Source organism: Agromyces sp. GL_144 (assembly GCF_057834305.1).
Window position 1 is genome coordinate 1915463 of sequence record NZ_CM174399.1, and the last position, 22848, is coordinate 1938310.

The window sequence follows — 22848 nt, forward strand, 5'->3', positions numbered from 1 at the left end:
GGGGCATCCGCTCAGACACCCTGCCTACACTGGAGTGGTGAAGGTTCTTGCAGCGATGAGCGGTGGCGTCGACAGCGCCGTCGCGGCCGCGCGCGCCGTCGAGGCGGGCCACGAGGTCGTCGGCGTGCACCTGGCGCTCAGCCGCATGCCCGGCACCCTGCGCACCGGCAGCCGCGGCTGCTGCACCATCGAGGACTCCATGGACGCCCAGCGCGCCGCGAACGTGCTCGGCATCCCGTACTACGTGTGGGACTTCTCCGAGCGCTTCAAGGCCGACGTCGTCGACGACTTCATCGCCGAGTACTCCGCCGGCCGAACGCCGAACCCCTGCATGCGCTGCAACGAGCGCATCAAGTTCGCCGCCCTGCTCGAGAAGGCGCTCGCGCTCGGGTTCGACGCCGTCGCCACCGGGCACTACGCCAAGGTGCTGCCCGGCGAGTCGGGTGCGCTCGAGCTGCACCGGGCGAGCGCCGAGGCGAAGGACCAGAGCTACGTGCTCGGCGTGCTCACGGCCGAGCAGCTCGCGCACGCGTACTTCCCGCTCGGCGGCACGCCCTCCAAGGCGCTCGTGCGCGAAGAGGCGGCGCGCCGCGGTCTGAGCGTCGCGCAGAAGCCCGACTCCTACGACATCTGCTTCATCCCCGACGGCGACACCAAGGGCTGGCTCGCCGAGCGCGTCGGCACCGAGACGGGCGACATCGTCGACCGCGCGGGCGCCGTGGTCGGCTCGCACGAGGGCGCGCACGCGTTCACGGTCGGCCAGCGCCGCGGCATGCGCCTCGGCACCCCCGCCGCCGACGGCAAGCCGCGCTTCGTGCTCGAGGTGCGCCCGAAAGAGAACACGGTCGTCGTCGGCCCGAAAGAGGCCCTGGCCATCGGCGTCATCGCCGGATCGCGATTCTCGTGGGCCGGGCTCGCGCCCGAAGACCCGGCGACCGAGTTCGCGTGCGAGGTGCAGATCCGAGCGCACGCCGACCCCGTTCCCGCCGTCGCGCAGATGATGGCGGATGCCTCGGGCGCGGCCGAACTCGTGGTGACCCCCGAGTCCCCGCTCGACGGGGTCGCCCCCGGTCAGACCGCGGTGATCTACGTCGGCACGCGCGTGCTCGGGCAGTTCACGATCGACCGCACGGTCAGCGCGGTGCCCGTCGGAGTCTGAGCCGCGGCATCCGCTCTGCAGCGCTGTCGGCAGCACCGTTCGCGCGTGAATACCGGCGCGTCGATGCCTGTGTCAAGGCCCAGTGGCGGGGTCTCGACCTCCAATAGATTGGCGCGTACGCCGACATCAGGTCGGCGCCCCCACCCGAGGAGGACCACGTGAGCACCCCCCGAGTTCCCGCCGAACGAGACGGCGCCGAGCGAGACGGCGACCGACAGGCGACCACCACCGCGACCGTGATCGACGAGCGCGCCGACCGCACGACCTCGCCCGACGAGCGCGACACGGTCGCGTACCCGGCCGTCGCGCCGGCCGCGGCCGACGCCGTGCCCGTCCGATCCGACGCGACCGTCGCCGACGAGGCATCCGCTCAGGTCGTTCCGATCGACGACGAGGAGGCGGCCCTGCGCGGCGCGGCCGCCCGGCGCATCGTGGTCGCCCGCCAGCGCGAGGCGTTCGGCGGGGTGAAGCTCGGCTCGGCGCTGTTCGGCTGGCTGACCGCGACCGGTACGGCCGCGATCCTCACGGGTGCGGTGGCGGGCATCGGCGCCGTACTCGGATTCGACACGCCCGATCGTGCCGTCGTGATCGCGGGCGTCGCCTCCGAGAGCCTCGGCTGGATCGCCGTGGCGGTGTTCGCGGCGATCCTGCTCGCGTCGTACTGGTGCGGCGGATACGTCGCCGCCCGCATGGCCCGCTTCAACGGCGCGCTGCAGGGCCTCGCCGTGTGGGTGTGGGCGCTCGTCATCGCGATCGTCGTCTCGCTCGTGAGCGTCATCATCGGCAGCCAGGTCGACGTGCTCTCCAACGCCGACCTCTACCCGCGCCTCAGCATGAGCGCCGAGGAGTTCACGGTCGCCGGCCTCATCGCCTCGGCCGTCGTGCTCGTCGCGAGCCTCGCCGGCGCGGTGCTCGGCGGCATGAGCGGCACGCGGTACCACCGTCGGGTGGACCGTGCGGGGTTCGCGGACGAGGCATGAGCCGAGACCGCGCCGACGCCGGACGGGCGATCCCGGGGGTCGCCCGTCGTTCGGCGGCGCCGCGATGACGCGGGAGCTCGCGGGGGCGCCGGTCGGTGAGACCGCGGTGCCCGAACCGGTCGCCGCGCTCGCCGCGGGTGCGCCCGTGACGCCCGTCTGGGAGAACAGCGCCGGGGGACTGACGTTCCGCATCGGCCACGGCGCAACGGGCGGCGAGAGCGTGTTCGTGAAGTGGGATCCCATCGGGTCGGGGGAGTCGCTCGCGGCCGAGGCCGACCGGCTCGCGTGGCTGCGCGACCGGTTCCCGGCACCGCAGGTGATCGCATCCGGTGCGGATTCCTCGGGCGAATGGCTCGCGACCGGGGCGATCGCGGCCGAGTCCGCGGTGTCCGACCGCTGGAGGGCGCGACCGGATGCCGCGGCGCGGGCCATGGGCGAAGGGCTCCGACGCCTGCACGACACGGTGGAGGCCGCCGACTGCCCGTTCGACTGGTCGGTTCGCGCACGCATCGCCGTCGCGGAGCGCGCCGGCATCGTGGTGCCGGCCGCGCTGCACCGGCCGCCGCCCGCCGACCGCCTCGTCGTCTGCCACGGCGACCCCTGCGCGCCGAACACGCTCATCGACGAGGCGGGCGGCTTCGCGGCCCTCGTCGACCTCGCCAGGCTCGGCGTGGCCGACCGGTGGGCCGATCTCGCGGTCGGGAGCTGGAGCCTCGAGTGGAACTTCGGCGACGGGTACGAGCCGGCCTACTTCGAGGCCTACGGCATCGAACCCGATGCGGAGCGCATCGGGTACTACCGCGCACTCTGGGACGCGACCTGATCGAGCGCGCGAACACGCGCCGACTCGCGACATCCGCCGCCCCGCATGCCACCGTCACGGCGAGGCCGAGCCTCCACGCGTCGGTGGCCGCTCATAGGATGGCGCTGTGAGCGACATCCCAGCAGACCTCGAAGCTGCCCACGCCGAGTCCGAGGCCCTCCGCGAGCGCATCGAGGAGGCGCGGCTCGCCTATTACGGCGACGGGCGGTCCCCGCTCTCCGACGCCGAGTACGACGAGGCCTTCCACCGTCTCGAGGCCCTCGAGCGCGAGTTCCCCGAACTCGCCGGCCAGGACAGCCCGACGCAGCAGGTCGGCGCGGCCATCGTGTCCGCGGGCTTCCCCGAGCACGAGCACGCCGAGCGCATGCTCAGCCTCGACAACGTGTTCTCGATCGAGGAGTTCCGCGAGTGGGCGGCCAAGGCCGAGGCGTCCGCGGGCCGACGCGTGCACTGGCTCAGCGAGCTGAAGATCGACGGGCTCGCGATCAGCCTCGCCTACCGCGACGGCGTGCTCGAGACCGCGACCACCCGCGGCGACGGCAGGGTCGGCGAAGACATCACCGAGAACGTCGACCTGATCCCGGTGATCCCTCGCCGCCTCGAGGGCGGCGGGTACCCCGACTTCTTCGAGGTGCGCGGCGAGGTGTTCCTGCGCACGACCGACTTCGAGGCGCTCAACGAGCGACAGCACGAGCTCCAGGCGGCGTTCGAGGCCGACTGGGTCGCGAGAGGGCGTCCGGCGGATGCGATCCCGACGCGGTACGCCGAGTTCGCGAACGCCCGCAACACCGCCGCCGGCAGCCTGCGTCAGCGGCGCGAGAACAAGAGCGAGACCGACCTCGCCCTCATGCGCGAACGTCTCGGTCGGCTCTCCATGTACCTGCACGGCATCGGGGCGTGGGCGAATCCCGACGTGACGGCGCAGTCCGAGATCTACGGGCTGCTCGCCTCGTGGGGCCTGCCGGTCTCGCCGCACTCGCGCGTCTTCGGCAGCGTCGACGAGGTCGCCGACTACATCGCCGACCGCGGCGAGCACCGCCACGACGTCGAGCACGAGATCGACGGCATCGTCGTGAAGATCGACGAGCTCGCGCTGCACGACGAGCTGGGCGCCACCAGCCGCGCCCCGCGGTGGGCCATCGCCTACAAGTACCCACCCGAAGAGGTGCACACGAAGCTGCTCGACATCGTCGTCGGCGTCGGCCGCACCGGGCGGGCGACGCCCTACGCCGTGATGGAGCCGGTCAAGGTCGCCGGCAGCACGGTGCGCCAGGCCACGCTGCACAACCAGCAGGTCGTGCGTGCCAAGGGCGTGCGCATCGGCGACACCGTCGTGCTGCGCAAGGCCGGCGACGTCATCCCCGAGATCCTCGGTGCGGTCGAGCAGCTCCGCAACGGCAGCGAGGTCGAGTGGCAGATGCCCGAGCTCTGCCCCGAATGCGGCACGCCGCTCCGGGCCATGAAAGAGGGCGACATCGACCTGCGCTGCCCGAACGCCAGGGCCTGCCCGGCACAGGTCCGCGGCCGCGTCGAGCACATCGGATCGCGTGGCGCACTCGACATCGAGGCCCTCGGCGAGGTCACGGCCGCGGCCCTGACCCAGCCCGTCGTGCCCGACGTTCCGCCGCTCGTGACCGAGGCGCGCCTGTTCGAACTCTCGCTCGACGAGCTCGTGCCCATCGAGGTCGTCGTGCGCGACGCCGAGACCGGCGAGCCGAAGATCGACGAGGAGTCGGGGCTGCCGGTGCGGCGCACGCCGTTCCAGAAGCTCGGGCCCGCGACGTATCCGCCCGGCACCGAAGCGCTGACCCCGGCCGAACGACGGGCGGCGGGCGTGCGCAAGGACTTCCGCGAGGTGCGGCCGTCCGAGGGCGCGACGAAGCTGCTCGCCGAACTCGAGAAGGCGAAGGCCAAGCCGTTGTGGCGTCTGCTGGTCTCGCTCAACATCCGCCACGTCGGCCCCGTGGCGGCACGCGCCCTCGCCGACTGGTTCGGGTCGCTCGACGCCGTGCGCGCGGCATCCCGCGACGAGCTCGCCCAGGTCGACGGCGTGGGCGGCATCATCGCCGACTCGCTCATCGAATGGTTCGAGGTCGATTGGCATCTCGACATCGTCGATCGGTGGGCCGCCGCGGGTGTGCAGTTCTCCACTCCGGGGCATCCGGGCCCTGGAGCGGCCGCCGAGGCCGGCGGCGTGCTCGCAGGTCTCACGGTCGTCGCCACCGGGTCGCTCGAGGGGTTCACGCGCGAGGGCGCGCAGGAGGCGATCATCGCGGCGGGCGGCAAGGCCGCCTCGAGCGTGTCGAAGAAGACCGACTTCGTGGCCGCCGGGCCGGGGGCCGGCTCCAAGCTCGCCAAGGCCGAGGAGCTCGGCCTGCGGGTGCTCGACGCCGCGCAGTTCGCGGTGCTGGTCAGCGAGGGGCCCGCCGCACTCGACGGCTGACCCGGCGAGAACCGATCGACTGACGCGAGGGGGAGCGGATTGGCGGACGACAGGCGCACGGCGCCGCAGACCGATGGTGGTGATGGCGGCGGAGGTCCCACGGCCGATGGCGCGTCCCGGCGCGATTTCCTGAAGATCGGCGGTGCGGCGGCGGCCGGCGCCGTGGTCGGCGCGGGCGGCGGCACGGCGGCCGGGCTCGCGGTCGGCCAGGCTCGGGGGTACGCCGAGGGGGCCGACGACTTCGCGGCCCTCGCCCCGCGCGAGAAGGCGGGTTTCGACCACCTCGTGGTCGTCATGGGCGAGAACCGGTCCTTCGACAATCTGCTCGGCTGGTTGTACACGCCCGAAGACGTTCCCGACGGGCAGCGGTTCGACGGCCTCGCCTTCGGCGACTACGCGAACACCGGTCCCGACGGCAACGCAGTGCCCGTGCACGTGTACACGGGCACGACCGACGAGATCATGGGCAGGCCCGATCCCGATCCGGGCGAGGAGTACCCCCATGTCAACACCCAGCTCTTCGGCATCGTCGAGCCCGCATCGAACTCCGAGGTGGAGGTCGGCGACATGGACGCGCCCTACAACGCCCCGGCCGCCGGTCGCACGCCGACCATGGAGGGCTTCCTCACCGACTACGTCATCAACTACGAGCGGCTGAAGAAGGGTGCACAGCCCACGGCCGACGAGGCCGGCCAGATCATGGGCTCCTTCTCGCCCGAGATGCTGCCGGTGCTCTCGACGCTCGCGAAGAACTTCGCCGTCTACGACGCCTGGCACTGCGGCGTCCCGTCGCAGACCTTCTGCAACCGCTCGTTCTTCCATGCGTCGACCTCGCACGGGTTCGTGACGAACAAGCACGACGGCGGCTACGAGAAGTGGATCGACGCGGAGCCCGCCCCGACGATCTTCAACCGCCTCGAAGAGGCCGGGCTGAACTGGCGCATCTACTTCGACGAGCTCCAGCTCGTCTCGCTCACGGGGGTGCTGCACGCCCCATCGCTCGAGCGGTACTGGCGCACCGACCACTTCGCGACGATGGATCGCTTCTACGACGATGTGCGCACGGGCGACCTGCCCGCGTACGCGTTCATCGAGCCGCGCCTGGTCTACAACCACAACGACTTCCATCCGCCGGTCGGCAGGCTCCGCGAGTCCGACTTCGACGGCACCGAGATCATCGACAGCGCGGTGTCCGACGTGCGCGCGGGCGAACTGCTCGTGCATCGCATCTACGAGGCGGTCAGGGCCAGCGCGAGCCCCACCGGCTCGAACGCGCTCAACACGCTCCTGCTCATCACCTTCGACGAGCACGGCGGCACCTACGACCACGTTCCGCCGCCCGCGGCGATCCCGCCGCACGAAGACGAGGAGCCGGGCGAGATGGGCTTCGAGTTCGACCGGCTCGGATGCCGCGTGCCGGCCATCGCCGTCTCGGCGTACACGCGCGCCGGTACCATCGTGCACGACGAGATGCATCACGCCGCGGTGATCGCGACGCTCTCGCGGCTGCACGGACTGAAGCCGCTCACGCGCCGCGACGCCGGGGCGAACAACCTCTTCAACGCCGTCAACCTCGATGCTCCGCGGCATCCGTCGACCTGGCCGTCGACCACGCCGCAGTTCCTCCCGCCGAATCCGCAGGCCGAGGCCCCGCATCCGGCCCACGCCCACAAGGACAAGCCGCTCAGCCCGCCGGCGCGCGGCCTGCTCGGCATGCTGCTCGCCCGCTTCGGCCGTGAGGACGAGCCCGAACCCGAGACCTATGCCGAGGCGTACGCGCTGCTGCACGAGTACGGCGACGGGCTCTTCGGCGTGCAGGGGTAGCACGGCCGCCGCACGCGGCGAGTCGGTGCTCGCCGGTCGAGCCGCGCAGGGGCGAGATCGTGACACCGTCGCCCCGATAGAATCGGTGCATCCCCATCACGAGACGACGGAGCAGCATGTCCGAAATCACGGCGGAGCAGGTCGCGCATCTCGCGAACCTCGCCCGCATCGCGCTCACCGAAGAAGAGATCGCGCATCTCACGACGGAGCTCGGCCAGATCATGCACGCGGTCGAGAAGGTCAGCGAGGTGGCCACGCCCGACGTGCCGCCCACGAGCCACCCGATCCCGATGCAGAACGTGTTCCGAGCCGACGTCGTCGGCGACGACGTGCTCACCGCAGAGCAGGCCGTCGCGGGCGCGCCGGAGGCCGACGGCTCGCGCTTCGTGGTCTCGGCGATCCTCGGGGAGGAACAGTGAGCGACATCATCCGCCTGACGGCCGCCGAGCTCGGCGAGAGGATCGCGGCCGGCGACGTCTCGTCGGTCGAGGCCACCCGCGCGCACCTCGATCGCATCGCCGCGGTCGACGGCGCCGTGCACGCGTTCCTCCACGTGAACGACGAGGGCGCCCTCGCCGCCGCGGCCGACGTCGACCGTCGCCGCGCGGCCGGCGAGTCCTTCGGCCCGCTCGCGGGCGTGCCGATCGCCATCAAGGACGTGCTCGTCACCGAGGGCATGCCCTCGACCGCGGGCTCGCGCATCCTAGAGGGCTGGATCCCACCCTACGACGCCACCCCCGTGCGGCTCGTGCGCGAGGCGGGCATGATCCCGCTCGGCAAGACCAACATGGACGAGTTCGCCATGGGCTCCTCCACCGAGCACTCGGCCTACGGCCCGACCCACAACCCGTGGGACCTCGAGCGCATCCCCGGCGGATCGGGCGGCGGCTCCGCGGCATCCGTGGCCGCCTTCGAGGCGCCGTTGGCACTCGGCAGCGACACGGGCGGGTCCATCCGCCAGCCCGCGCATGTCACCGGCACGGTCGGCGTGAAGCCCACCTACGGCGCCGTGAGCCGTTACGGTTCCATCGCGCTCGCCTCCTCGCTCGACCAGATCGGCCCGGTCACGCGCACGGTGCTCGACGCGGCCCTGCTCCAAGACGTGATCGCCGGGCACGACCCGCACGACTCGACCTCGATTCCCGAGGCCTGGCCGTCGATGGCCGACGCGGTGCGCCGAGCGGATGTCTCGGGCGTGCGCATCGGCGTCGTCAAGCAGCTCGACTCCGACGGCGTGCAGGCGGGCGTGCGCTCGCGCTTCCACGAGTCGCTCGCGCTGCTCGAGCGCAACGGCGCCGAGATCGTCGAGATCGACGCGCCCAACTTCGAGTACGCCATCGCCGCGTACTACCTGATCCTCCCGGCCGAGGCCTCGTCGAACCTCGCGAAGTTCGACTCGGTGCGCTTCGGCCTGCGGGTCACGCCCGAGGGCGGCGGCACGGTCGAGCAGGTCATGGCCGCGACGCGCGAGGCCGGCTTCGGACCCGAGGTCAAGCGCCGCATCATCCTCGGCACCTACGCGCTGTCGGCGGGCTACTACGACGCCTACTACGGCAGCGCCCAGAAGGTGCGCACGCTCGTGCAGCGCGACTTCGAGAACGCCTTCGCGAGGGTCGACGTGCTCGCCACGCCCACGGCGCCGACCACGGCGTTCAAGCTCGGCGAGAAGCTCGACGATCCGCTGGCGATGTACCTCAACGACGTCGCGACGATCCCGGCGAACCTCGCCGGCGTGCCGGGCATCTCGCTGCCGGCCGGTCTCGCGCCCGAAGACGGGTTGCCGGTGGGCATCCAGTTCCTCGCGCCCGCGCGCCAGGACGCGCGCCTCTACAACGTCGGCGGCGCGCTCGAGCGACTGCTCGAGGCCGAATGGGGCGGGCCGCTGCTGAACCGCGCGCCCGACCTGTCTTCGCATGAGATGGCTGCGGCCGAGGAAGGTGCACTCTGATGGCCCGCGTCGCGCTCATGGACTTCGACAAGGCGCTCGAGCTCTTCGAAGCCGTCATCGGGCTCGAGGTGCACGTCGAGCTGAACACCACGACGAAGATGTTCTCGTCGGCGCCGAACCCGGCGAACTCGGCGTTCCACGTCGCCGAGCCGAACACGCTCATCACGCCGGTCTGCCTGGGCCTGCCGGGTTCGCTGCCGGTCGTGAACGGCGAGGCGGTGCGCAAGTCGATCTCGCTCGGGCTCGCGCTCGGCTGCGAGATCGCGCCGTCGAGCCGTTTCGCACGAAAGAACTACTTCTACCCCGACCTCGCGAAGAACTACCAGATCTCGCAGTACGACGAGCCCATCGCCTTCGACGGCGAGGTCGAGGTCGAGCTCGAGAACGGCCGGGTCTTCCGGGTGCCGATCGAGCGCGCGCACATGGAAGAGGACGCGGGCAAGCTCACGCACGTCGGCGGCTCGACCGGTCGCATCCAGGGCGCCGAGTACTCGCTCGTCGACTACAACCGCGCCGGCGTGCCGCTCGTCGAGATCGTCACGCGCCCCATCTTCGGCGCAGAGGCGGATGCCCCCGCGCTCGCGCGCGCCTACGTGTCGACGATCCGCGACATCGCGATCTCGCTCGGCATCTCCGAGGCGCGCATGGAGCGCGGCAACCTGCGCTGCGACGCGAACGTCTCGCTGCGCCCGCGCGGCCAGGAGAAGCTCGGCACCCGCACCGAGACGAAGAACGTCAACTCGTTCCGGTCGATCGAGCGCGCCGTGCGCTACGAGATCCAGCGTCAGGCGGCGATCCTCGCCGACGGCGGCACCATCACGCAGGAGACCCGGCACTGGCATGAGGACACCGGGGCCACGAGCGCCGGTCGCCCCAAGTCCGATGCCGACGACTACCGGTACTTCCCCGAGCCCGACCTGCTTCCGGTCGTGCCCTCGCCCGAGCTGATCGAAGAGCTGCGTGCGGCGCTGCCCGAGGCGCCCGCCGCGCGCCGCCGGCGCCTGAAGGCCGAGTGGGGCTTCAGCGACGACGAGTTCCAGATCGTGGCGAACTCGGGCATGCTCAACGAGCTTGCCGAGACCGTCGCGGCCGGCGCCACGCCCGCCGCCGCGCGCAAATGGTGGACGGGTGAGATCGCGCGTCTCGCGAACGCCGCAGACCGCGATGCCACGAGCCTGGTGTCTCCGGCGCATGTCGCCGAGCTCGCCGCGCTCGTCGAGGCCGGCACGCTGACCGACCGCCTCGCGCGCCAGGTGCTCGAGGGCGTCGTCGCGGGCGAGGGGTCGCCGCAGCAGATCGTCGACGAGCGCGGCCTCGCGGTCGTCTCCGACGACGGCGCGCTCATCGCCGCCATCGACGAGGCGCTCGCCTCGCAGCCCGACGTGCTCGCGAAGATCCGCGACGGCAAGGTGCAGGCCGCCGGCGCGGTCATCGGCGCCGTCATGAAGGCCATGCAGGGCAAGGCGGATGCCGCGCGCGTGCGCGAGCTCGTGCTCGAGCGGGCGACCGCTGCCGAATAGCCGCGCGCCGGACGCGGGCGGTGCCGGACCGATCGGTCCGGCACCGCCCGCGTCGTGTTCGGGGCCGGCTCGCGGCATCCGCCCGGCGAACTCCGCGTCGAGGTCCTGCGCGGCGTTCGGGGGCGGCGACCGATGACGGTGGCGTGGCGTAGGGTCGCAACGTGAGCAAGCAGGACGGCTCGTCGAGGCAGGTCACCACGGGGCCGGTCGACGATTCGGCGACCCCGATCCTGCACGTCGACATGGACGCGTTCTTCGTCTCGGTCGAGCTGCTCTCCCGGCCGGAGCTCAGGGGCAAGCCGGTGCTCGTCGGCGGCACGGCAGGTCGGGGGGTCGTGGCGGCCGCGAGCTACGAGGCCCGCCGCTACGGCGTGAACTCGGCCATGCCCATGTCGGTCGCGCTGCAGCGGTGTCCCAACGCGATCGTGCTGCGCGGCAACTATCCGGCGTACTCCGAGTACTCCAAGCGGGTGATGCACATCTTCGAGCAGATCACCCCGCTCGTCGAGCCGCTCTCGATCGACGAGGCGTTCCTCGACGTCTCGGGCGCCAGGCGACTGCACGGCACGCCCGCCGAGATCGCGTGGACCATCCGCGACCGCGTGCAGCGCGAGACCGGGCTCACCTGCTCCATCGGGGTCGCCGCCACCAAGTACGTCGCGAAGGTCGCCTCGAGCCGGGCCAAGCCCGACGGCATGCTCGTGGTTCCGGCGCACGAGACGGTCGCGTTCCTGCATCCGCTCCCGGTCTCGGCGCTCTGGGGCGTGGGCAGGGTCACCGAAGAGACGCTGGCGCGCATCGGGCTCCGCACCATCGGCGACGTCGCGTCGATGCCGTCCGACGCCCTGGTCCGAGCCGTCGGACCCGCCCTCGCGGGCCGACTCGCGCGCCTCGCCGCCGGCGACGATCCGCGCGAGGTGCACACGACCCGCACCGAGCGCAGCATCGGGCACGAGCAGACGTTCGGTCACGACCTGACCGACCCGATCGTGATCCGCCGCGAACTGCTGCAGCTCTCGGGCAACGTCGCCGTGCGCCTGCGCAAGGCCGGGCTCGTCGCGCGCACCGTGTCGCTGAAGCTCCGGTACGGCGACTTCCGCACGCTGACCCGGTCCCGCACCCTCGCCGAGCCGACCGATGTCGCGCGGCGCATCTACGACGAGGCGTCCGAGGCGCTCGAGGGCCTCATCGGCGATGGCGCGCGCGTGCGACTCATCGGCGTGCGCGCCGAGAACCTCCGCGAGTCCGGCACGGGCGCGATGCTCTGGGATCCTGACGAAGAGTGGCGCGACGCCGAGCGCACGATCGATCAGGTGACGGCCCGGTTCGGGCGCGACGCGGTGCGACCGGCGGCACTCGTGCAGCGCGAGCGCGACCGCGATCAGCGCCGGGCGGAGCAGCGCGAACAGCGGCGCGGTCCGCAGCCCGAGGAGCCGTTCGATCCGAACGCCGCGGCGTGGGGCTGGTAGCCCGAGGCCCGCGCGGGTAGCGTGGCCACATGGCTGAACTCGTGCTGGACCTTGCAGACACCGTCGCCGGCGTGGGCGTGAAGACCGCCTACGGCGAGACCATCGACATCGACGGCGTCAAAGTCGTGCCGGTGGCCCTCGGCTACTACGGCTTCGGCGCCGGCAGCGGCGGCACGGGCGAAGAGCTCCAGGGCAGCGGTGGCGGCGGAGGAGGTCTCTCGGTGCCGCTCGGCGCCTACGTCGGCGAAGCGGGGCGTGTGAGGTTCGAGCCGAACATCATCGGGCTCGTCCTCGTCGCGACGCCGTTCATCTTCGTCGTCGGCCACGCCCTGAAGTCGGTCATCCGCGCGCTCAAGCGCTGAGCCGGGGCATCCGTCTCCCTCCGACTCGCCTCATTGCGCCTCCGGTGAACGTGAGGGATCGTCTGCGTGTACGCTGATCTCGAACACGGGAGTCCGGTGAGCCGGGCTGAGAGGAAGGTCCTCAACCTTCGACCGTCGAACCTGATCTGGGTCATGCCAGCGCAGGGAGGCATTCGCATCTCATTACCCGTGCCACTTTCATCGAGAGAGAGGGCACGACACGTGCACGCATCATCAACGTCACCGGCCGCATCCGCGGCATCCATCACCTCTGCACGCCCCGAGCGTCCGAACCTGCGCTGGCGGGTCGTCGACATCGTCGTCGCGAGCGTCGTCGGCGTCGCCGTCGGCGTGGTCTTCTGGGCCTGGGGCGTGATCTGGGGGCCGATCTCGGCACCCATCGAGGCGCTGCTTCCCGGACTCCAGGCAGCACCGGCGGCCCTGTGGGTCATCGCCGGCGTGCTCGGCGGCCTCATCATCCGCAAGCCGGGTGCCGCGCTCTACACCGAGCTCGTCGCGGCGATCGTCTCGGCGCTCATCGGCAGCCAGTGGGGCGGCCTGCTGACGATCGAGTCCGGACTCGTGCAGGGCCTCGGCGCCGAACTCGTCTTCGCGATCTTCCTCTACCGCTACTGGCGGTTCCCGGCAGCACTGCTGGCCGGTGCCGCCGCCGGGCTCGCGATGGCCATCAACGACCTCGTGCTCTACTACGCGGGCGCCGCACCGCTGTTCGCGACCGTCTACACGGTCTCCGCGGTGCTCGGCGGAGCGGTCATCGCCGGCGGCCTCTCGTGGCTCGCCGTGCGCGGTCTGGCACGCGCAGGGGCGCTCGATCGATTCGCATCCGGGCGCGAGCACCGGGTGGTCTGACGTGTCGGGCGGCGAATCCATCGCGCGCACGGCACCGGCTGCGATCTCGGCCCGTGGTTGGGGCTGGCGGCACGCCGGACGCCGGTCGGCCGCGGTGCAGGGGCTCGACCTCGACATCCGTCCCGGGGAGCGCGTGCTGCTCCTCGGCGCCTCGGGTGCCGGAAAGTCGACCCTGCTGCACGGCATCGCCGGCGTGCTCGGCGGCGACGAAGACGGCGAGGCGCTCGGCGAGCTGCTCGTCGACGGTGGGCGACCGTCGGCCGCGCGCGGGCGGTCGGGCCTCGTGCTGCAGGACCCCGATGCGCAGGTCGTCATGGCCCGCGTCGGCGACGACGTCGCCTTCGGGCTCGAGAACCTCGCCGTTCGCCGCGAGGAGATCTGGCCGCGCGTGAGACGGGCACTCGCGGCCGTCGGCCTCGACCTGCCGCTCGAGCACTCGACCGCCGAGCTCTCAGGCGGGCAGCGTCAGCGGCTCGCGCTCGCGGGCGTGCTCGCGATGCGACCGGGCCTCATCCTGCTCGACGAGCCGACCGCGAACCTCGACCCCGAGGGCGTGCGAGACGTGCGCGACGCGGTCGCCCGCGTCGCCGACGAGACCGGGGCGACCCTCGTCGTCATCGAGCATCGTGTGTCGGTGTGGCTTCCGGTCGTCGATCGCGTGGTGGTGCTCGGCGGCGGCGGTGCGGGCGGCGTGCTCGCCGACGGGGACCCCGGCGAGGTGCTGGCGTCGCAGCGGTCGGCGCTCCGCGACGGCGGCGTCTGGTTGCCCGACAACCTGCCGTGGCGCGCACCGGTGCCGACGAGCGGGGGGTCGCCCCTGCTCTCCGGCGAGGCGCTCACGATCGGGCGCAGCCCTGGCGCACCGGTTCGCGACGGCATCGACCTCACTGCCGACTCCAGCCGGATCCTCGCGATCTCGGGCCCGAACGGCGTCGGCAAGTCGACCTTGGCGCTGACCCTGGCGGGCCTCCTGACTCCGCTCGACGGCCGGCTCGAGGCATCCGAGACCCTGGCCTCAGGTCTGCGGCCCGAGCCCTGGCGCTGGCGGTCGCGCGACCTGCTGGCGCGCATCGGCACCGTCTTCCAGAGTCCCGAGCACCAGTTCCTCACCGGATCGGTGCGGGCCGAGCTCGAGGTCGGGCCGCGAGCGCTCAAGCTCTCCGAGTCCGAGCGCCGCGCGCGGGTCGACGAGCTGCTGAGCGCGCTCCGGCTCGAGCACCTCGCGGGCGCCAACCCGTTCACGCTCTCGGGCGGGGAGAAGCGCCGACTGTCGGTGGCGACGGCCATCGCGACCCGGCCGCGACTGCTCGTGCTCGACGAGCCGACCTTCGGGCAGGATGCCACGACCTGGCGCGAGCTCGCGAGACTGCTCGTCGGGCTCCGCGACGACGGCGTCGGCATCGTCGCGGTCACGCACGACGAGGCCTTCGTCGAGACCGTTGCCGATCAGCGCTTCGAGCTCGCACACGCGGACTCGGCCGACGGCCCGGCGCCCGAGCGCGGCGCACGAGGTGCACGCGCATGAGCATCGCGAGCGTTCGGCCCGGGCTGCCGTTGGCGCAGGTGAACCCCGTCGCGAAGGTCGCGGCGACGGTTCCGCTCAGCATCGTGCTGATCCTCACGCTCGACATCGTGTCGGCGAGCGTGGCGATCGCCTGCGAGCTGCTCATCTTCACGGTCGTGGGCCTCGGCAGTGTGCTCTGGTCGCCGCGCACGCTGCCGATCTGGATCGCCGCACCGCTGACGGGCATCAGCATGGTGCTCTACGGGTCACCGTCGGGTGCGACGCTGTGGGACTTCGGCGTCATCCACGTGACCGAGGGGTCGGTGCAGATCGGCATCGCGACGACCGTGCGGGTCATCGCGATCGCGCTGCCCGCGGTCGTGCTCTTCCTGACGATCGATCCGACCGACCTCGCCGACGGGCTCGCGCAGACCTTGAAGCTCCCCTCGAGGTTCGTCCTCGGTGCGCTGGCGGCGCTGCGGCTCGTCGGATCGGCGATCGACGACTGGCGCACGCTCAACCTCGCGCGCCGTGCGCGCGGCGTCGGCGACACCGGGCTCATCCGCCGAACGCTGGGCCAGGCGTTCTCGCTGCTCGTGCTCTCCATCCGGCGCGGCGGCATCCTCGCGACGGCGATGGAGGCTCGCGGCTTCGGTGCCGAGGGCGAACGCACGTGGGCGAGGCAGGCGCACTTCGGCGGCACGGAGTGGATCGTGATCGGCGTCGGATGCCTCGTGGCCGTCCTCTCGGCGACGGTCGCGGTGCTCACCGGGAGCTGGAATGTCATCTGGTCCTGATGCCCCAGGCGCGGTGACGCACGGGTGCCCGGCCTCGATCGGCCACGCCTCGGCGACCGCGGAGATCCGCACGCGGGTTCGAGGCATCCGACGCCCGCTCGTGCTCGTCGACGGGCCGAGCGGCGCGGGCAAGTCGACCCTCGCCGACGCGCTCGTGGCCGCGTGGCCGGGCCCTCCGCCGACGCTGGTTCGCCTCGACGACGTGTATCCCGGGTGGTACGGCCTCGAGCGGGCCGGCCGCGTGCTCGCGCATTCGCTCATCGCGCCGTGGCGACGAGGTGGGCCCGCGTGGTACCGACGTTGGGATTGGGCCGCTGACGCGCCGGGTGCGGAGACCTCCGTGCGGCCCGGAACCGCGCTGCTCGTCGAGGGCTGCGGTGCATTCGCCGTCGCCCCGCCGACCGTGCCCGCGATCAGGATCTGGGTCGACGCGCCCGACGACGTGCGGCGGCGTCGTGCGCTCGATCGCGACGGCGGGGCCTACGACGCCTACTGGGAGATCTGGGACCGCCAGTGGCGGGCGTACGTTCGACGGTGCGAGCCCCGACGGTCGGCGGGCGTGCGAGTTCGCGCGTCGGCCGATGCGGAGCGGGGCCTCGAGGGCTAGCGTGGGGTCATGGCAGCCGAAGCAACCTCAGACTCATATGTCGTCGAATACCTCGACGGACCGCTCAAAGGTCAGGTCGAGCATCGTTCGCTCGTCGCCGGCGAACCCGAGTCGCGTCTGGCCGCGATCGCCGCGATCGACGGGGTCGAATCGGTCTTCTGGTACGACCTCGTCGAGCGTCGCGAGCTCGACGGCGAACTCCGCGCGGCCTTCCGGTTCGACGCCGGCGACTCGGATCCCGTCACGTTCGACGAGAACGACAACGACTGACGTACGCTCGGTCGGCGCTGCAGTCGGGCGCCGCCGTGCGCAGCGCGCTCAGTCGCCCTGCGCCTCGATGAAGGCGCCGATGACGGGGAAGGGGTGCGTGAGGCGCCAGATCGGGCCCGGGTCGCTGATGGCCTTCGTGAGCCGCAGGGGCGAGGAAACGGTGTCCGCACCGGTCGAGACGGTGACGCGGCCGACGTCCCTCGCATCGGACGAGGTGCTGAACGGCTCCACGCTCACGTCGGCGCTGCCGAGCTTCGAACCCCACGGGGCATCCGCTCGACTGACGGTGGCGACGACATCGGCGGTGTCGCCCCAAGCCGACTCGGCCGCGGCGTACGCCGTGCCCTCGGCGATGACGGTCACCGGTGCGGATGCCTCGGTGGCGGACGCCACCGCGGCCTCGATCGCCGGGTCGAGCGTCTCGTAGTCGGGCATCGTCAGCATGACGCCGACGAGGCGCTGCGCCTCACCGTCGGCGGCATCGGGCATCGCGGTCGTGAAGACCGAGGAGAGGCCGGCCTGGTCGGTGTAGCCGCGGGTGACCTCTCGGACGTCGTCGTCGGAATCGCGGTCGACGAGGTCGGGCGTCGAGTGTGCGCCCAGCGGAGCCTTGCCGGGGTCGTCGAGGATCGCAGCGATGGCGGGGTCGGAAAGCGCGAGCGAGGCAAGCGCGGCGACCTCGCTCGCCGTGCTGACGTTGTCGCCCGAGAGCCCGGTCGCATCGTCGACGTGCGTCTCGGCGAACCCGTGATCGACGAGCCAGGCGTTGGCCGCCTTGGCGTACGCATCGGTGCCGCCGAAGGCCCAGCGCACGAGCGTGTCGGCGTGGTTGTTGCTCGAGGTCAGCAGCACGGCGCGCACCACGTCGCGCTCGGACCAGGAATCACCGGGGGAGACCTGCAGGGTGCGGGTGTCTTCGGCGACGTACTTCAGGTAGTTCGTGTAGTCGTCGGGGCCGATCTTGATCATCGGGCCGACCCCGTCGCCCGGGTCGGGCAACGGCAGCGAGTCGAGCGTGACCAGCAGCGTGACGAGCTTGGCCGCGCCGCCCATGGGGACGGATTCGGCAGCTCCGGCCGTCGCGAGCACCGTGCTCGTGCCGTCGGCCGCCGCCAGAGCCAGCGCGCTCGAGCCCTGCTCGGGGAGGGCGAGCGGGGCGGTCTCGGGCATGGCGACCGCGTCGGGGTTCGTGCGGACCGTGACCGCCGGAAGGGGGCCGAGCAGCATCGCGGGGGCGTAGAGGCCGAGGCCGAGGATGACGAGGGAACCGACGATGATGCCGATCACGCGGGCGGGGGAGCGCATGGAATCAGCGTAACCGGGCGCGCGTCACGCCCAGCCCAACTCGTGCAGCCGGTCGTCGTCGATGCCGTAGAAGTGGGCGATCTCGTGCACGAGCGTGACGTGGACCTCGTCGCGGAGCTCGTCTTCGTCGGCGCAGATCGCCAGCAGCGGCTCGCGGTACAGGATGATGCGGTCGGGCATCTCGCCCATGCCGTACCGGTCGCGTTCGGTGAGCGCGAATCCGTCGTAGAGACCGAGCAGGTCGAGCGATCCGTCTTCAGGGCGGTCCTCGACGACGAACACGACGTTCTCGAGGCCGTCGATCATCTCGTCGGGCAACCGGTCGAGCTCATCGACGACCAGGGCTTCGAAGGCTTCGGCGTCGAGTTGCACGATGTGTCCCTGACTGAACGTCGAACGGCGCCGACCTTCGATCGGCCCTGAGATTTGAACCAGACTTGGGGTGAGTAACGGGGCTTGAACCCGCGACCTCCTGGACCACAACCAGGCGCTCTACCAACTGAGCTATACCCACCATGCGCCCCATCACTGCGTGATCAGGCAACTCGAAGAGCTTACTACACCTTGGCGTCGAACTCGTTCACCACGGTGGCTGCGATCTCTTGGAGCTCGGCGCTCGTGGGGCCGGGGTCGGCCACGAACACCGCCCGACGGTAGTACTGCAACTCGCGAATGGACTCGAGGATGTCGGCGAGGGCCCGGTGACCGCCGTTCTTGGCCGGCGACTGGAAGTACGCACGCGGGTACCAGCGACGTGCGAGCTCTTTGATGGAGGACACGTCGACGTTGCGGTAGTGCAGGTGACCGTCGAGGCGCGGCATGTACTTGGCGAGGAACGCCCGGTCGGTGCCGATCGAGTTGCCCGCGAGCGGGGCCTTCTGCTCGTCGGGCACGTGCTTCAGCACGTATTCGAGCACCTGGTACTCGGCGTCGGCGACGCTCACGCCGTTCGGGATCTCTTCGATCAGGCCAGACGTCGTGTGCATGCCGCGGACGAAGTCGCCCATGTTCTCGAGTGCGCTCGCGTCGGGCCGGATCACGATGTCGAGACCCTCGTCGACGGGATTGAGGTCGTAGTCGGTGATCACGACGGCGATCTCCACGAGTTCGTCGACCTCGAGGTCGAGGCCGGTCATCTCACAGTCGATCCAGACCAGTCGGTCGCTCGCGGTTGCCATGCCCGCGAGTCTACCGGTGCGCTCGGACATGACCGGGTGCGGCCGTTCCGCGGCTCACCGTGCGGCCGGACCTCGCCGGACGGCGAACGCGGCTAGGGCGTGTCTGACAAACGCCACGTCGGTTTGCGCGGGCGTGACCACGATCTGATTCTCGCCGTGTCGGTCCAAGACGATGATGCCGTCCCGGTCGGCGCATCGATGGTTCGTACTCCGTCCACGCTGGCTTCGGCTGCCTCAGGCCGGCGATCGCGGTGCGTGCCGAACACGCTCTCCTGATGTGACCCTCGCGGTATCGGGCTCTCCGGGAGTAGGTTGCCGATCAGCAACGTCCAAACTGGGGGAACCACAATGAAACCTGACCGTCACGCCCGCACGATGCTTCCGATTCCCGACCGGCCGGCGCCGGGTCTGACGACCTACGACGCCAAGGATCCCGACACGGCGTATCCGCCGATCGAGCCGCTGCTCCCGCCCGAGGGCGCGCCGAACGTGCTGATCGTGCTGCTCGACGATGTGGGGTTCGGCGCGTCGAGCGCCTTCGGCGGCCCATGCAACACCCCGAACGCCGAGAAGCTCGCCGCGGGCGGCCTGAAGTACAACCGCTTCCACACGACCGCCCTGTGCGCGCCGACGCGAGCGGCGATGCTCAGCGGTCGCAACCATCACTCGGTCGGCATGGGCAGCATCACCGAGACGGCTACCTCGGCACCGGGCAACAGCTCGCTGAAGCCGAACACGAAGGCGCCGCTTGCGATGACGCTGAAGCTGAACGGGTACTCGACGGCGCAGTTCGGCAAGTGCCATGAGGTTCCGGTGTGGCAGTCGTCGCCGATGGGGCCGTTCGACGCCTGGCCGTCTGGCGGTGGCGGGTTCGAGACGTTCTACGGCTTCATCGGCGGGGAGAACAACCAGTGGGAGCCCGCGCTCTACAACGGCACGACGCCGGTCGAGCCTCCGGCGACGGCCGAGGAGGGCTACCACCTCACCGAGGACCTCGCCGATCACGCGGTCAGCTGGATCCGGACGCAGAAGGCGCTGATGCCCGAGAAGCCGTTCTTCGTGTACTTCGCACCGGGCGCGACGCATGCGCCGCACCACGTGCCCAAGGAGTGGGCAGACAAGTACGCCGGCAAGTTCGCCGACGGCTGGGACGCGCAGCGCGAGAAGACGTTCGCGCGGCAGAAGGAGCTCGGGGCCATTCCGGCCGACGCCGAGCTGACCCCGCGGCACGACGAAATCCCCGCGTGGGACGACATGCCCGCCGAGCTCAAGCCCGTGCTCGAGCGGCAAATGGAGGTGTACGCAGGGTTCCTGGAGCACACCGACCACCACGTCGGGCGCGTGATCGACGCGATCGAAGACCTCGGGGTGCTCGACAACACGATCATCTACTACATCATCGGCGACAACGGGGCGTCGGCCGAGGGCACTGTGAACGGCGCCTTCAACGAGATGGCCAACTTCAACGGCATGGCCGCGCTCGAGACGCCCGAATTCATGCTCTCGAAGCTCGACGAGCTCGGGTCGCCGAGCTCGTACAACCACTACGCGGTCGGATGGGCGTGGGCGATGGATGCCCCGTTCCAGTGGACCAAGCAGGTCGCCTCGCACTGGGGCGGCACCCGCAACGGCACGATCGTGCACTGGCCGAACGGCATCACGGAGCAAGGCGGACTGCGCTCACAGTTCACCCACTGCATCGATGTGGCGCCCACGATCCTCGAGGCGGCGGGGCTGCCAGAGCCCACGATGGTCAACGGAGTGCAGCAGTCGCCCATCGAGGGCACGAGCATGCTGTACACGTTCGATGACGCCGGCGCCGCCGAACGCCACGACCTGCAGTACTTCGAGATGTTCGGCAACCGCGGCGTCTACTACAAGGGCTGGAGCGCGGTGACCAAGCACCGCACCCCCTGGGTCATGGTCGGCGGCACGATGGTCGCGTTCGACGACGACGTGTGGGAGCTCTACGACGGCAGCACCGATTTCAGCCAGGCCCGCGACCTCTCGGCCGAGCAGCCCGACCGCTTGCACGAACTGCAACGGCTCTGGCTGATCGAGGCGGTCAAGTACAACGTGCTCCCGATCGACGACCGCACTGCCGACCGCCTCAACGCCGACATCGCGGGCCGGCCGACCCTCATTCACGGGAACTCCCAGTTGTTCTTCGCCGGGATGGGCCGGCTCTCCGAGAACAGCGTCGTGAGCATCAAGAACAAGTCGTTCTCGGTCACCGCTGAGGTCGAGGTGCCCGAGGGCGGCGCTGAGGGCGTGATCATCGCCCAGGGCGGCCGGTTCGGCGGATGGAGCGTCTACGTCACTGGGGGCAAGGCGAAGTTCGTCTACAACGTGCTCGGCATCCAGGAGTTCGCGACCGAGGCCGACACGGCGATCCCGGCGGGCACGCACCAAGTGCGCATGGAGTTCGCGTACGACGGCGGCGGGCTCGCCAAGGGCGGGGATGTCACGCTCTACTACGACGGCACCGCCGTCGGCACGGGTCGAGTCGGTGCCACCCAGGCAATGGTCTTCTCCGCCGACGAGACCACCGACGTGGGCTACGAGTCCGGAACACCGGTCAGTCCCGACTACTCCGTCGAATCGAGCCGGTTCACCGGCAAGATCCAGTGGGTGCAGATCGATCTCGGCGACGACGATCACGACCACCTCGTCGACCCGGAAGAGCGCATGCGCATCGCCATGGCGCGGCAGTAGGGCGAAGCCGCAGGCAGGGCACGCGCCCGCCCAGGGCACGACAACGGGGGCGGATGCCGCAACGTGAAGTCGAGGCATCCGTCCCCGTTTGTTCGTTCGACGCGGGCGACGGTGAGCAGGCTGGGGATCACGGCCAGAGGAAGCTCAGGTCATCATGAAGCTTGAGAGTTGAGGTGTCGGGCGTATGGCCGCAGCCCACCCTCGTTATCACCCCTTTCGTGCGATGCCGCCGGGCGGCGAAGCCGATACGTTCCACAGCATCTCGTCGCGTTGCGATGGAGTGCGGCACCCCGTATGGCGGTGCGGGGGGTGCGTTTGGTGAGGAAGGGGGCCGAGATGTCGGTCGCTTCTCGTGTTGTTCCTCGGTGGATCCGTCACTACAAGCCGTCATGGCTGTCGGGTGATGTCATCGCCGGCATCACCCTCGCGGCGATCGCGGTGCCGGAGGTGATGGGGTACACCTCGATCGCGCAGACGCCGGTGATCACCGGCTTGTACACGATCATCTTCCCGACGCTCGTGTTCGCGCTACTCGGCTCGTCGCGGCTGCTCGTGGTCGGCGCGGATTCGGCGACTGCGGCGATCCTGGCAGCCGGACTCGCCAGTCTCGGGATCGCCAGCCTCACACCCAACTCCGCGGAGTGGGTGGCCTACACCAGCCTCGTCGCGCTCGTCTGCGGAGTCCTCTCGTGGACCGCATCCAGGAACTCATCGACACGGCGCCGACACCCGTCCGGTGGCTGGTCCTGGACTGCTCCTCGATCGGAGACATCGACTACTCGGCGAGCGTTAACCTGGAAGGGCTGATCGCCTCCCTCCACGCCGAGAAGCGGACCTTCGCACTCGCCAACGTCGACCCGACCCTGAACCACGTGCTGAAGGCCCTCAGAGTGCTCGATCACTTCGACAATGCGCACATCTACCAGACGGTCGACGACGCGGTCGAGGCCTTCCAGGCGGAGAAGGCCACATCGCATGAGTGACTTTGGGGGCGAACCGGACTTTCGCGAGGGAGACCACGACCACACCGAGCACGCGACCGCGCAGCTCACGAAACCAGATGGGGGACCAGCA

General features: G+C 70.8%; 22 protein-coding genes, 1 tRNA gene and 1 riboswitch. Of the genes, 18 read left to right on the forward strand and 5 right to left on the reverse strand.

Annotation, left to right across the window (positions count from 1 at the left end; genetic code table 11):
- Positions 1-37: 37 nt before the first annotated feature.
- The 15 genes from mnmA to AC3IPY_RS08675 all read left to right on the forward strand — a co-directional run bounded on the left by mnmA (position 38) and on the right by AC3IPY_RS08675 (position 16576).
- On the forward strand, positions 38-1159 hold the full coding sequence (gene mnmA, locus AC3IPY_RS08605; protein ID WP_489188025.1) for a tRNA 2-thiouridine(34) synthase MnmA: 1122 nt from the start codon (positions 38-40) through the stop codon (positions 1157-1159).
- Positions 1160-1317: 158 nt separating this feature from the next.
- Positions 1318-2139: a hypothetical protein gene (locus AC3IPY_RS08610; protein WP_489188026.1), complete on the forward strand. Its 822-nt coding sequence runs from the start codon at positions 1318-1320 to the stop codon at positions 2137-2139.
- A gap of 64 nt (positions 2140-2203) precedes the next feature.
- The gene (locus AC3IPY_RS08615) at positions 2204-2962 is read left to right on the forward strand and encodes a phosphotransferase (protein WP_489188027.1); all 759 of its coding nucleotides are present in this window, start codon (positions 2204-2206) and stop codon (positions 2960-2962) included.
- Between the two features lie 106 nt (positions 2963-3068).
- Positions 3069-5405: an NAD-dependent DNA ligase LigA gene (ligA, locus tag AC3IPY_RS08620; protein ID WP_489188028.1), complete on the forward strand. Its 2337-nt coding sequence runs from the start codon at positions 3069-3071 to the stop codon at positions 5403-5405.
- A gap of 39 nt (positions 5406-5444) precedes the next feature.
- Positions 5445-7229 (forward strand): alkaline phosphatase family protein, encoded by a 1785-nt coding sequence (locus AC3IPY_RS08625; protein WP_489188029.1) that lies wholly within the window; start codon positions 5445-5447, stop codon positions 7227-7229.
- Positions 7230-7345: 116 nt separating this feature from the next.
- A complete protein-coding gene (gene gatC, locus AC3IPY_RS08630; RefSeq protein ID WP_489188030.1) occupies positions 7346-7648 on the forward strand; it encodes an Asp-tRNA(Asn)/Glu-tRNA(Gln) amidotransferase subunit GatC in 303 nt (100 codons plus the stop codon).
- Positions 7645-9177 (forward strand): Asp-tRNA(Asn)/Glu-tRNA(Gln) amidotransferase subunit GatA, encoded by a 1533-nt coding sequence (gatA, locus tag AC3IPY_RS08635; RefSeq protein ID WP_489188031.1) that lies wholly within the window; start codon positions 7645-7647, stop codon positions 9175-9177. The genes gatC and gatA overlap by 4 nt, the downstream gene beginning before the upstream one ends.
- On the forward strand, positions 9177-10697 hold the full coding sequence (gene gatB / locus AC3IPY_RS08640) for an Asp-tRNA(Asn)/Glu-tRNA(Gln) amidotransferase subunit GatB (protein WP_489188032.1): 1521 nt from the start codon (positions 9177-9179) through the stop codon (positions 10695-10697). Before gatA ends, gatB begins: the two co-directional genes overlap by 1 nt.
- Positions 10698-10858: 161 nt before the next feature.
- Positions 10859-12166 (forward strand): DNA polymerase IV, encoded by a 1308-nt coding sequence (locus AC3IPY_RS08645; protein WP_489188034.1) that lies wholly within the window; start codon positions 10859-10861, stop codon positions 12164-12166.
- Positions 12167-12195: 29 nt separating this feature from the next.
- On the forward strand, positions 12196-12528 hold the full coding sequence (locus AC3IPY_RS08650; RefSeq protein WP_489188035.1) for a hypothetical protein: 333 nt from the start codon (positions 12196-12198) through the stop codon (positions 12526-12528).
- Between the two features lie 84 nt (positions 12529-12612).
- Positions 12613-12713: riboswitch (TPP riboswitch) on the forward strand.
- 37 nt (positions 12714-12750) lie between these two features.
- The gene (locus AC3IPY_RS08655) at positions 12751-13398 is read left to right on the forward strand and encodes an ECF transporter S component (RefSeq protein WP_489188036.1); all 648 of its coding nucleotides are present in this window, start codon (positions 12751-12753) and stop codon (positions 13396-13398) included.
- A 1-nt stretch (position 13399) separates the two neighbouring features.
- Positions 13400-14923: an ABC transporter ATP-binding protein gene (locus AC3IPY_RS08660; protein ID WP_489188037.1), complete on the forward strand. Its 1524-nt coding sequence runs from the start codon at positions 13400-13402 to the stop codon at positions 14921-14923.
- The gene (locus AC3IPY_RS08665; RefSeq protein ID WP_489188039.1) at positions 14920-15699 is read left to right on the forward strand and encodes an energy-coupling factor transporter transmembrane component T family protein; all 780 of its coding nucleotides are present in this window, start codon (positions 14920-14922) and stop codon (positions 15697-15699) included. Before AC3IPY_RS08660 ends, AC3IPY_RS08665 begins: the two co-directional genes overlap by 4 nt.
- Positions 15683-16306 carry a nucleoside/nucleotide kinase family protein gene (locus AC3IPY_RS08670; RefSeq protein WP_489188040.1) on the forward strand — a complete coding sequence of 208 codons (624 nt, stop codon included), beginning with the start codon at positions 15683-15685 and terminating at the stop codon, positions 16304-16306. The genes AC3IPY_RS08665 and AC3IPY_RS08670 overlap by 17 nt, the downstream gene beginning before the upstream one ends.
- 9 nt (positions 16307-16315) lie before the next feature.
- Positions 16316-16576, forward strand: coding sequence for a hypothetical protein (locus tag AC3IPY_RS08675; RefSeq protein WP_489188042.1), 261 nt, complete (start codon positions 16316-16318; stop codon positions 16574-16576).
- A 48-nt stretch (positions 16577-16624) separates the two neighbouring features.
- Here the strand turns inward: AC3IPY_RS08675 and AC3IPY_RS08680 are convergent, their stop codons facing one another.
- The 4 genes from AC3IPY_RS08680 to orn form a co-directional block, all read right to left on the reverse strand.
- Entirely contained in the window at positions 16625-17881 is a 1257-nt protein-coding gene (locus tag AC3IPY_RS08680) for a serine hydrolase family protein (RefSeq protein WP_489188043.1), read from the reverse strand.
- A 24-nt stretch (positions 17882-17905) separates the two neighbouring features.
- On the reverse strand, positions 17906-18256 hold the full coding sequence (locus AC3IPY_RS08685; RefSeq protein ID WP_489188287.1) for a metallopeptidase family protein: 351 nt from the start codon (positions 18254-18256) through the stop codon (positions 17906-17908).
- 63 nt (positions 18257-18319) lie between these two features.
- A tRNA-His gene (locus AC3IPY_RS08690) sits at positions 18320-18395 on the reverse strand.
- A 43-nt stretch (positions 18396-18438) separates the two neighbouring features.
- On the reverse strand, positions 18439-19059 hold the full coding sequence (orn, locus tag AC3IPY_RS08695; protein ID WP_489188045.1) for an oligoribonuclease: 621 nt from the start codon (positions 19057-19059) through the stop codon (positions 18439-18441).
- Between the two features lie 348 nt (positions 19060-19407).
- On the opposite strand from orn, the gene AC3IPY_RS08700 reads away from it, so the two are divergent.
- On the forward strand, positions 19408-21774 hold the full coding sequence (locus AC3IPY_RS08700) for a sulfatase-like hydrolase/transferase (protein ID WP_489186144.1): 2367 nt from the start codon (positions 19408-19410) through the stop codon (positions 21772-21774).
- A 377-nt stretch (positions 21775-22151) separates the two neighbouring features.
- Here AC3IPY_RS08700 and AC3IPY_RS08705 read toward each other — a convergent pair whose 3' ends face one another.
- Positions 22152-22280, reverse strand: coding sequence for a hypothetical protein (locus tag AC3IPY_RS08705; RefSeq protein WP_489188442.1), 129 nt, complete (start codon positions 22278-22280; stop codon positions 22152-22154).
- Here AC3IPY_RS08705 and AC3IPY_RS08710 point away from each other — a divergent pair.
- Positions 22225-22581, forward strand: coding sequence for a SulP family inorganic anion transporter (locus AC3IPY_RS08710; RefSeq protein WP_489188288.1), 357 nt, complete (start codon positions 22225-22227; stop codon positions 22579-22581). The two genes, AC3IPY_RS08705 and AC3IPY_RS08710, sit on opposite strands and share 56 nt — an antisense overlap.
- Positions 22464-22757, forward strand: a complete 294-nt coding sequence (locus AC3IPY_RS08715; RefSeq protein ID WP_489186145.1) for an STAS domain-containing protein — start codon at positions 22464-22466, stop codon at positions 22755-22757. The genes AC3IPY_RS08710 and AC3IPY_RS08715 overlap by 118 nt, the downstream gene beginning before the upstream one ends.
- The last annotated feature ends 91 nt before the right edge of the window (positions 22758-22848 follow it).

What these genes read in the sequence shown, in the direction of transcription:
- AC3IPY_RS08615 (WP_489188027.1), top strand. Translation starts at nt 2,204, where the DNA reads ATGACGCGGGAGCTCGCGGGGGCGCCGGTCGGTGAGACCGCGGTGCCC.
- gatC (WP_489188030.1), top strand. Translation starts at nt 7,346, where the DNA reads ATGTCCGAAATCACGGCGGAGCAGGTCGCGCATCTCGCGAACCTCGCC.
- gatB (WP_489188032.1), top strand. Translation starts at nt 9,177, where the DNA reads ATGGCCCGCGTCGCGCTCATGGACTTCGACAAGGCGCTCGAGCTCTTC.
- AC3IPY_RS08650 (WP_489188035.1), top strand. Translation starts at nt 12,196, where the DNA reads ATGGCTGAACTCGTGCTGGACCTTGCAGACACCGTCGCCGGCGTGGGC.
- AC3IPY_RS08665 (WP_489188039.1), top strand. Translation starts at nt 14,920, where the DNA reads ATGAGCATCGCGAGCGTTCGGCCCGGGCTGCCGTTGGCGCAGGTGAAC.
- AC3IPY_RS08670 (WP_489188040.1), top strand. Translation starts at nt 15,683, where the DNA reads ATGTCATCTGGTCCTGATGCCCCAGGCGCGGTGACGCACGGGTGCCCG.
- AC3IPY_RS08675 (WP_489188042.1), top strand. Translation starts at nt 16,316, where the DNA reads ATGGCAGCCGAAGCAACCTCAGACTCATATGTCGTCGAATACCTCGAC.
- AC3IPY_RS08680 (WP_489188043.1), bottom strand. Translation starts at nt 17,881, where the DNA reads ATGCGCTCCCCCGCCCGCGTGATCGGCATCATCGTCGGTTCCCTCGTC.
- orn (WP_489188045.1), bottom strand. Translation starts at nt 19,059, where the DNA reads ATGGCAACCGCGAGCGACCGACTGGTCTGGATCGACTGTGAGATGACC.
- AC3IPY_RS08700 (WP_489186144.1), top strand. Translation starts at nt 19,408, where the DNA reads ATGAAACCTGACCGTCACGCCCGCACGATGCTTCCGATTCCCGACCGG.
- AC3IPY_RS08710 (WP_489188288.1), top strand. Translation starts at nt 22,225, where the DNA reads ATGGGGTACACCTCGATCGCGCAGACGCCGGTGATCACCGGCTTGTAC.
- AC3IPY_RS08705 (WP_489188442.1), bottom strand. Translation starts at nt 22,280, where the DNA reads ATGATCGTGTACAAGCCGGTGATCACCGGCGTCTGCGCGATCGAGGTG.